This is a genomic window from Methylobacterium sp. WL103 (assembly GCF_008039885.1).
In the GTDB taxonomy this organism is placed as follows: Bacteria; Pseudomonadota; Alphaproteobacteria; order Rhizobiales; family Beijerinckiaceae; genus Methylobacterium; species Methylobacterium cerastii.
Map to the genome: position 1 here is coordinate 1 of NZ_VRUX01000151.1, position 8393 is coordinate 8393.

The 8393-nt window shown below is 70.4% G+C and carries 9 protein-coding genes and 2 pseudogenes; 3 read left to right on the forward strand and 8 right to left on the reverse strand.

Translation table 11 applies throughout. The features are described from left to right. The 6 genes and pseudogenes from FV222_RS11510 to FV222_RS11535 all read right to left on the reverse strand — a co-directional run. Positions 1-403 (reverse strand): annotated as a pseudogene (locus tag FV222_RS11510) (shikimate dehydrogenase); the annotation flags it as partial. Then, positions 391-1374 carry a cation diffusion facilitator family transporter gene (locus tag FV222_RS11515; protein ID WP_147762183.1) on the reverse strand — a complete coding sequence of 328 codons (984 nt, stop codon included), beginning with the start codon at positions 1372-1374 and terminating at the stop codon, positions 391-393. The gene FV222_RS11515 and the pseudogene FV222_RS11510, both read right to left, overlap by 13 nt. A gap of 9 nt (positions 1375-1383) precedes the next feature. Continuing rightward, on the reverse strand, positions 1384-2028 hold the full coding sequence (locus FV222_RS11520) for a nucleoside triphosphate pyrophosphatase (protein ID WP_147762182.1): 645 nt from the start codon (positions 2026-2028) through the stop codon (positions 1384-1386). 216 nt (positions 2029-2244) lie between these two features. After that, positions 2245-2682 carry a helix-turn-helix domain-containing protein gene (locus tag FV222_RS11525; protein ID WP_246685426.1) on the reverse strand — a complete coding sequence of 146 codons (438 nt, stop codon included), beginning with the start codon at positions 2680-2682 and terminating at the stop codon, positions 2245-2247. Beyond that, positions 2679-2975: a BrnT family toxin gene (locus FV222_RS11530; protein ID WP_147762180.1), complete on the reverse strand. Its 297-nt coding sequence runs from the start codon at positions 2973-2975 to the stop codon at positions 2679-2681. Before FV222_RS11530 ends, FV222_RS11525 begins: the two co-directional genes overlap by 4 nt. 85 nt (positions 2976-3060) lie before the next feature. Beyond that, entirely contained in the window at positions 3061-3891 is an 831-nt protein-coding gene (locus FV222_RS11535) for a pyruvate, water dikinase regulatory protein (RefSeq protein ID WP_147753725.1), read from the reverse strand. A 498-nt stretch (positions 3892-4389) separates the two neighbouring features. Here FV222_RS11535 and FV222_RS11540 point away from each other — a divergent pair, with 498 nt between their 5' ends. The 3 genes from FV222_RS11540 (at position 4390) to FV222_RS11550 (ending at position 6813) form a co-directional block, all read left to right on the forward strand. Then, positions 4390-5547, forward strand: a complete 1158-nt coding sequence (locus FV222_RS11540) for a uroporphyrinogen decarboxylase (protein ID WP_147762204.1) — start codon at positions 4390-4392, stop codon at positions 5545-5547. 292 nt (positions 5548-5839) lie between these two features. Next, the gene (hemJ, locus tag FV222_RS11545; protein WP_147762178.1) at positions 5840-6286 is read left to right on the forward strand and encodes a protoporphyrinogen oxidase HemJ; all 447 of its coding nucleotides are present in this window, start codon (positions 5840-5842) and stop codon (positions 6284-6286) included. A 176-nt stretch (positions 6287-6462) separates the two neighbouring features. Then, the gene (locus FV222_RS11550) at positions 6463-6813 is read left to right on the forward strand and encodes a lysozyme inhibitor LprI family protein (RefSeq protein WP_147762177.1); all 351 of its coding nucleotides are present in this window, start codon (positions 6463-6465) and stop codon (positions 6811-6813) included. A gap of 31 nt (positions 6814-6844) precedes the next feature. Here FV222_RS11550 and hisG read toward each other — a convergent pair whose 3' ends face one another. Beyond that, positions 6845-7837 (reverse strand): ATP phosphoribosyltransferase, encoded by a 993-nt coding sequence (hisG, locus tag FV222_RS11555; protein WP_238272660.1) that lies wholly within the window; start codon positions 7835-7837, stop codon positions 6845-6847. Next, positions 7834-8295: pseudogene (locus FV222_RS11560) on the reverse strand (ATP phosphoribosyltransferase regulatory subunit); the annotation flags it as partial. The pseudogene FV222_RS11560 and the gene hisG, both read right to left, overlap by 4 nt. Between the last annotated feature and the right edge of the window lie 98 nt (positions 8296-8393).

Consider the following 8393-nt stretch of genomic DNA (forward strand, 5'->3'; position numbering starts at 1 on the left):
CGCCCGCCCCGAGCACCAGGGCGGTGCCGGCCCGCTCCGGCCAGCCGGCGCCCAGGCTCTGGTCGAGGTGGGCGGTGAAGCCCGGTGCGTCGGTGTTGTCGCCGAAGATCCGACCGTCGGCGCCGACCACCAGGGTGTTCACGGCCCCGATGGCGCGGGCCCGCGGGCTCAGCGCGTCGCAGAGCGCAAAGGCCGCCTCCTTGTGCGGGATCGTGACGTTGCCGCCACTGAAACCGGATTCCGGAAGCCGGCGAAAGAACGCCTCGAAGGCGTCGGGCGCGACGGCGATCCGCTCGTAGCTGCCGGCGATCCCATGCTCGCGCAGCCAGTGCCCGTGGATCAGCGGCGAGCGCGAATGCGCGATCGGATGGCCGACGACGAAGGCGCGCCTCACGCCACGCACTCCCGCGCGAGGAGGCAGGGCGGGCCGCCGGCCTCCTCGATCTGCAGGGTCGCGTGGGCGATGCCGAAGCGGGCGCGCAGCGCCTCGGCGACCTCGACGAGGAAGCCGTTGCCCGGGTGGCCGCCGGCCATCACCAGATGCGCCGTCAGCGCGATCTCGGTAGTGCTCATCGGCCAGATGTGGAGGTCGTGCAGGCCCGAGACTTCCGGGCGGGCGTCGAGGTAGGCGCGCACCGCGTCCGGGTCGATGCCGGGGGGCACCGCGTCGAGGGACATCGCCACGCTGTCGCGCAGGAGCCCCCAGGTCGCCCAGACGATCAGGCCGGCGACGACGAGGCTGACGGCGGGGTCGATCCAATCGAGGCCGGTGGCCAGGATGGCGAGGCCCGCGAGCACGACGCCGGCCGAGACCGCGGTGTCGGCGGCCATGTGCAGGAAGGCACCGCGGATGTTGATGTCGCCCTTGGCGCCGGACGCGAACAGCCAGGCGGTGACCCCGTTCACCAGGATGCCGAGGCCCGCCACCACCATCACGGTCGTGCCGACCACGGGCTCGGGATGGATCAGGCGCGAGACCGCCTCCCACAGGATCGCGCCGGTGGCGACGAGCAGGAACACCGCGTTGAACAAGGCGGCCAGGATCGAGGAGCCGCGCAGGCCGTAGGTGAAGCGCGCGGTGGAGCGGCGCTTGACCAGCACCGAGGCGACCCAGGCGGCCACCAACCCGAGCACGTCGGAGAGGTTGTGGCCGGCATCGGCCACCAGCGACATCGAGTTGGCCGCCAACCCGTAGCCGGCTTCGATCACCACGAAGGCGGTGTTGAGCGCGATGCCGATCGCGAAGGCGCGTCCGAAGCTCGCCGGGGCGTGGACGTGGCCGAGCCCACCGTGGCTGTGGCTGGCATGACTATGGCCGCCATGGTCGTGACCGTGGTCGTGCCCGGCATGATCGTGGTGATCGTGTCCCGCCATGTCGCGTTCCTAAAACGTCAGGAGCCCGGAGGCCCGCAGCCGCGCGAGCAGCGGCAGCAGCGGCAGGCCCAGGATGGTGCTGTGGTCGCCCTCGACCCGGTCGAACAGGTGGATGCCGAGCCCTTCAAGCTGGTAGCCGCCGACGCTGGCCCGCACGCGATCCGCGCCGGCCAGAGCCACATAGGCCGCGATCGCGTCCGGATCGAGCGGGCGCAGGGTGAGGCGGGCGGTCTCGACGAAGCTCTCGACCCGGCCGCCCTGCACGATCGCGACGGCGGAATGCAGGGCGTGGGTGCGGCCGGCGAGTTCGCCGAGCTGCGCGCGGGCCTCCTCCAGGCTGGTGGGCTTGTGGAACACGCGGCCGTCGGCATCGAGCACCTGGTCGGCGCCGACGACGACGCGGTCGGAACAGGTCTGCGCCACGGCAAAGGCCTTCGCCTCTGCGAGCCGCAGGGCCAGCCCCTCGGGGGAACTCTTGGGATCCTGGCCGGTGCAATCGGCCTCGACCGCGCGCTCGTCGACGCCCGGCGCACGCGCCTCGACGACCAGACCGGCACTCTCGAGCAGCATCCGCCGCGTCGAGCTGGTGGAGGCGAGGACGAGGGGGCTCGGGCCCCGCCAAACCGAGGGCGAGGGGAAAGACGAGGTTGGCATCCCGCCGGAGTGTCACGGATCGGCGGAACGCCGCAAGCGCCGGCCGGCACCACGCCCAAAACCCCGCCGTCCGGAACGAGCCGGCCGACGGAGCTTGAGGGGACCGATACGCGACGCTGACCCCGAAGACAGGATTACCGCGGCGGGGTTAGCGCCCGGTCAACGGGGCGGATGGCGACGGGTGCGCGTTGTGGGACAGACATGGGCCGGCCTCGGTCATGCACGCCGTGCGGCCATCTTCGCCCGCCGAAGGTCTGCATCACACTGAAACCATCTTCCGGTCGGCTTGTCCTTCCGCGCCGACTGCGTCCCGGTCTCAGCTTCGAGCGCCTGGTCGTCGGGCACGTCGTCCCGCTCCGCCCATCCGAGAAGGCCCAGGACGTGGCGCGGGTCTGCTGCGACGAGCGCGAGCAGGGTGCGGGCTGCCGGATCGGGCGGCGTCCGCCCCTGCTCCCAGTTCTGCACCGTCTTGAGCGGCACGCCGATCGCCTGTGCGAAGACAGTCTGCGACATGCCGAGATGCAGGCGCAGGCGAGCCGAGGGGACTACCAGCACGCCATCGGGTAAATCGCCATCCGCCGGTTCGCCATCCTCGATCCCGTGGCGGTGGATGTCGGCCTCCGTCGTCGCCGCCATCTTTTCGCGATCGATCATGGGCCGGTGGGTCCGAAGCTCGTCTGCCGTGACCCGAGCCATTGCCTGCGCTCCTTCGCATTGGACAACCGCGCCGAGATGATGCGGCGCACGCCGTCGCGATCGGTATAGATCACCGTCAGGACGAAGCCGTCCCGCTCGCCGGTCGCGCGGATACGGGTCTCTCCGTAATCCCGGCGATCGTCCTCGACCTCGACCGTGTCGCCGTCGAAGTTCCCGGCAGCGAAATCGAAATCGAACCCACGCTTCCGTAGGGTCTTCTCGTGTTTCGCATCGTCCCACGCGAAATCCATGGGCAAGGATCGGCCTCAGGCGCAGAATAATCAAGGACTATCCGCTTGAAGCGGACATCATCGAGCCTGCCCCCGAGAGCGCCCCTCACGCGGCGATGAACTTCAGCCGGTGGTCGCGGTACAGGTCGAGGATCGCGGCGGCGGTCTCCTCGATCGAACGGCGGGTGACGTCGATGGTCGGCCAGCGGTTCTTACTGAACAGGCGGCGCGAGGCGGTGATCTCGTCGGCGACGGCGTCCTTGTCGACGTACATCGAGGAATCGTCGGCGTTGAGGCTGAGCAGGCGGTTCTGGCGGATCTGGACGATGCGCTCCGGCGACGCGATCAGCCCGACGACGAGGGCCTTGCGCACCCGCTCCAGCGCCGGCGGCAGCGGCATGCCGGGCACGAGCGGCAGGTTGGTGGTCTTGAGGCCGCGGTTGGCGAGGTAGATCCCGGTCGGCGTCTTCGAGGTGCGGCTGACCCCGATCAGGATCACGTCGGCCTCCTCGAGGTCGTCGGGCAGGTTGCCGTCGTCGTGGGCGAGCGTGAAGTTCATCGCGTCGATGCGCTTGAAATACTCCGCGTTCAGCGTGTGCTGCGCCCCGGGCCGGGCCGCCTTCTGTGTGCCGAGGTAGGATTGCAGCAGGTTGTGCACCGGCTGCAGCACCGAGAGGCAGGGCGAACTCGATTCCCGGCACGCGGTCTCCAGACGCTCGCCGAGGTCGCCGCCGACGAGGGTGTAGAGCACGAGTCCCGGCGCCGCCTGGATCTCCGAGATCACCCGTTCGAGCTGCGGCCCGGAGCGCACCAGCGGGTAGACGTGCTCGATCGCCGAGACGCCCTCGTACTGGGCGGCCGCCGCGCGGCCGACGTTGATCAGGGTCTCGCCGGTGGAATCCGAGACGAGGTGGAGGTGGAAGTAGCTGCGGCTCATCCGGTCTCCTCCGGTCGCGGAAGCGGGGGAGGCTCCCTTATCCACCGCCGGCCGTCAGGGGAGTCGATAAGTGTGGATAGGATGGCCCGCCGGCCCGGTCCAGCCGGAGTCCGCGAAATCCATCGACTCCCGCGTCAACAGGGTGTCCGATCGGGCGTGTCGGAATCCGTGCGCCTGGGAGAATCCGGGACGCAGGCGCGCAACGACCGCCGTCGGCCCGCGCAAGGCGCTGGCGGGACTGGCCTATCGCAGACATTATCGGCAATCCGTTAAAGCCTGCTTAACGGCGTTGGGCCCGGGAGAGCCTGTGGACACGCTTGCACTCCCATGACTCATGCCTCCAAGAGAAAAAACAGAGTCCTAGAATCTCTCTTCTCTTAGATTAGACCGGGCTGGGGACGGCCTTCGTCGCGCTTCGACGGGGACCGGACGAACGGGCCTTCGACAACAAGACCTGAGCCCGACAGGGCGGAACGGGAGGCGGCATTGGGGGACACGATGGCCACGCAGGGCACGGTGCAGGGCGGCCCCGACCGGAAGGTCCTCAGGGTGCTCGCCGGCGAGGCGATCTCGCCGCCCCCCGCCTGGATGATGCGTCAGGCCGGGCGCTACCTCCCCGAGTACCGGGCGACGCGGGCGGAGGCCGGCTCGTTCCTCGACCTCTGCTACAGCCCGGACTTCGCCGTCGAGGTGACGTTGCAGCCGATCCGCCGCTTCGGCTTCGAGGCGTCGATCCTGTTCTCCGATATCCTCGTGATCCCGCACGCGCTGGGACAGGACGTGCGCTTCGTCGAGGGCGAGGGGCCACGCCTCGATCCCCTCGAAGGCCGGGCCGAGTTCGAGCGCCTGCGGCAGGCCGGCGACCCGGCGATCTTCGCCCATCTCGAGCCGGTCTTCGAGACGGTGCGGCGCCTGCGGGCGGAGCTGCCGCCCGAGACCACGCTCCTGGGCTTCTGCGGGGCCCCCTGGACGGTGGCGAGCTACATGATCGGGGGACGGGGCACCCCGGACCTCGCGCCCGCCCGTGCGCTTGCCGAGGCCGACACGGGCCTGGTCGACGAACTGATCGACCGCCTGGTCACCGTGCAGACCGAGTACCTGGTGCGCCAGCTCCGGGCCGGCGCCGACGCGGTGCAGATCTTCGAGTCGCATGCCGGCACGCTTCCGCCCGCCCTGCCGGCCGGCACGGCGCTGGTCGAGCCGGTAGGCGACGTGTCCGACAGCGCGCTCCCCGAGGAGACCGAGCAGGACGCCTTGAGCCGCTGGTCGTTCGCCCCGATCGCGCGGATGATCGCCGGCATCCGCGCGGCGGTGCCGGATGCGAAGATCATCGTGTTCTGCCGCGGCGCCGGGCTCGAGGGCCATGCCCGCGTGGTGCCCGAGACCGGCGCCGACGCGGTCGGCGTCGACTGGTCGATCGACCTCAAGGCCCTGCGCGACCGGGTGCCGGCGACGACGGTGACGCAGGGCAACGTCCACCCCGACACCCTCATCGAGGGCGGCGCGGCGCTCGATGCCGCCGTCGACGCGGTGCTCGACGCCACCCGTGGCCTGCCCCACATCTTCAACCTCGGCCACGGCATCACCCCGCAGACGCCGGTGGCGCACGTGGAGCAGATGCTGGCGCGGCTGCGGGGCGGTTCGCCGTCCTCTTGAGGGACACCTGCTAGAGGCCGCGCATTCCCCTCGCCCCGCCTGCGGGGAGAGGGCCGCGACGACCTTGTCGTCGTCGCGGCGAGGCGGCAGCCAAGGGTGAGGGGGCTGCGCCGAAGGAGCCTCTTCGTTCGCGCCCCCTCACCGCCGCTGCGGCTTCGCCTCCGCTTCCCACAGGCACGACGAGGTGCCTGTGGGCCTCTCCCCGCAAGCGGGGAGAGGGAGAAACGCGCCCTATCCGCCTAATTCCGGAAACATGCGCCCTGCCCGAACATCACACCCGGAACCCTGACCCGTGCTCGACAACCTCTATCCCTGGATCAAGGCGTTCCACGTCGTCGCGGTGATCGCGTGGATGGCCGGGATGCTCTACCTGCCCCGGCTGTTCGTCTACCACGCGTCCTTGCCCCCCGGCCCGGGCTCGGCGGCGCAGGCGGCGACGTTCAAGGTGATGGAGCGGCGCCTGCTCAAGGCGATCATGAACCCGGCCCTGATCGTCACCTGGGTCCTCGGCCTGACCCTGGCCTGGACGAGCGGCGCCTACGTCACCGGGTGGCTTCAGGCGAAGTTCGCGCTGGTGCTGGCGATGACCGGCATACACGGCTGGCTCGCCCGGATGGTCAAGGATTTCGCCGCCGACCGGAACAGCCGCGGCCACAAGTTCTACCGCGTGCTCAACGAGGTGCCGACGCTGCTGATGATCGTCATCGTCGTGCTGGTGGTCGTGAAGCCCGGCCTCTAGAGCATTTTTCGGTGATCCAGAGATCACCGAAAAATGCTCTCTCTTGTTGCGGGGCCGCATGGCTTCCTGCGAGCCGGCATCCACCTCGCTCGAAAATGCTTCGGCGCACGATTTATCCGTTCGGTTCGCCCGGCCGGCGTGCGATGGAGAGCGGAGCACCGCCCCATTGGACCGCCATGACCGCCAAGCCGAGCCTCGTCCTGCCCGTCCTCGCGGCCCTGCTCGCCGCAAGCCCCGCCCGTTCGGCGAGCTTCGATTGCGAGGCGGCCAAGGCGGCCGACGAGAGAGCGATCTGCACGACGCTCGCCCTCAACGACCGCGACGTCGAGATGGCGACCCGCTTCGAGATTCTGAAGGACGTGCTGCCGATGGGCGGCCGCGCCAAGCTCCGCGACGACCAGGAGAGCTGGCTCACCGAGCGCCGCGCCTGCGCCGCCGACACCGCCTGCCTCAAGGCGATCTACGACGCGCGCCTCAAGGTGCTGCGCGCGGTGCAGTCTGAATTCGCCAAGCAGGGGCCGCAATAGGTCGCTCGGTGGCAAACCCTGACGGGCGGTCCTAAAGCCGCGCCAGCAGCCGCTCCGCCAGGGGGTTCTCGGCGGCGAAGGCGTAGTCGATCCGGCGGACGGTGACGGCCTGGGCGCCCGCCCGCACCAAGCTGTCGGCGAGGTCGAAGACCGCGTCGGCCGGGCAGCGCATCACGATTTCCCCGTCGGGTCCGCGCGGGGCGCCGTAGGGCAGCTCGGCCTCGTGCAGGCCGCTGATGCTGGCGAGGTCGATCGCACCGGATTCCGGCATCGCCGCGCGGACCTCGCGGGTGGTCCGCGCCCGCTCCTCGGCGGCGATCCGGCCGAGCACGGCGCGGAGCGCCGCGCGCTGGCTCTCGCCCCAGGGCGCGTTGAGGGAGGCGACGAGGTTGGCCTCCGAGCGCAGGATCACCCCGTCATCGAGGATCTTCAGGGCGTTGGCGGCGAGCGTCGCGCCGGTGGTGGTGATGTCGACCACGATCTCGGCCGAGCCGGCGGCCGGCGCGCCCTCTGTGGCGCCCAGGCTTTCGACGATGCGGTAGTCCACCACCCCCTTCTCCGCGAAGAAGCGGCGGGTGAGGTTGACGTATTTCGTGGCGATGCGCAGGCGCCGGCCATGGCGGGCGCGCATCTCGGCGGCGACCTCGTCGAGGTCGGCCATGGCGCGCACGTCGATCCAGGCCTGGGGCACGGCCACCACCACCGTGGCGTTGCCGAAGCCCAGCGGCGTCAACAGCTCGACCTGGCCGTGGACGTCGGGCAGCGTCTCGCGGATCAGGTCCTCGCCGGTGATGCCGAGATGGGCCGCGCCCGAAGCGAGCTGGCTCGCGATCTCGGAGGCCGAGAGGTAGCGCACCTCGACGCCGGCCACGCCCACGAGCTTGCCGCGGTAGTCGCGCGCGCCTGCCCCCTGCGCCAGGCGCAGGCCGGCGCGACCGAAGAAGGCCGCGGCGTTCTCCTGCAGGCGGCCCTTGGAGGGCACGGCCAGCACCAGGGGGGCATCTGCGTCCATGGTCTCGCTCATCGGCCGGCTCCTGCGACGCGGTCGACCCAGAAGGTGCAGCCGACGGCCGGCTGCGCGGTGGCGCTGCCGAGATGGGTGAGGAGCCCGTCGTAGCGGCCGCCGCCGACCAGCACGGGGCCGGGCCGGTCGCCGCCCGCGGCCGTCACCTCGAAGATGAAGCCGGTGTAGTAGTCGAGGTTGCGCGCGAAGGCGCCGGAGAAACGAAACCCGTCGAGCCCCATGCCGCGGGCGGCGATGAAGCCGTTGCGCTCCTCGAACAGGTCGAGGGTCGCCTCGAGTGTATCGTGGCTCAGTCCCGCGTCGCGGACGAGTGTCCGCAGGTCGCGGGCGGCGGCGTCCGGGTCGCCGCCGATCGCGCGGTAGCGATCGACGATCGCGCGGTTCTCGGCGTTCAGGCCGGCGCCGCCGTTGGCCTGGGCCGCGGCCTTGGCCAGGAAGCGCTCGGCGATCTCGCCGGCGCCTGTCTATTATACACAAAACCGAGCCCACGAGACCGGAGCCAATATGGTAATGCCTCTTATGGTTTAAAAAAAAAAAAGATGGGGGGGGGGGGGGG